This is a genomic window from Vibrio sp. 10N.222.55.C6 (genome assembly GCF_041473395.1).
GTDB lineage: Bacteria > Pseudomonadota > Gammaproteobacteria > Enterobacterales > Vibrionaceae > Vibrio > Vibrio crassostreae_C.
Genome location: NZ_JBFRSD010001085.1, coordinates 1 through 282, shown reverse-complemented (window position 1 = coordinate 282; position 282 = coordinate 1). Strand labels below are relative to the sequence as shown.

Genomic DNA, 282 nt, shown 5'->3' with positions numbered 1-282 from the left:
GAGTTAATATCCATGAATGTTTTAAATGAACCGACAGAGTATGTCGAAGAGAAACTAACGGATTTAAAAAACGAAGCACATGCAGATAACAACCAAGTCATAAATAAAGGTGACGGCAATATTGAATTGCAAGTTAATACTCATGATCGTCAACTTGAACAGTATGGTCGAAAGTATCATCAAGACTTTGATTTCGACTAAAGGCTAACACGTTCTAATTTAATTATACCTCTTATTTCGTCAGTGAAAAGTTGATTAAATAAAATTAGAACACTAATTAAT

1 pseudogene is annotated in these 282 nt (G+C 31.6%); it reads left to right on the top strand.

Going from position 1 to position 282, the window contains the following annotated elements:
• A pseudogene (locus tag AB4486_RS27660) lies at positions 1-201 on the top strand (hypothetical protein); the annotation flags it as partial.
• Between the last annotated feature and the right edge of the window lie 81 nt (positions 202-282).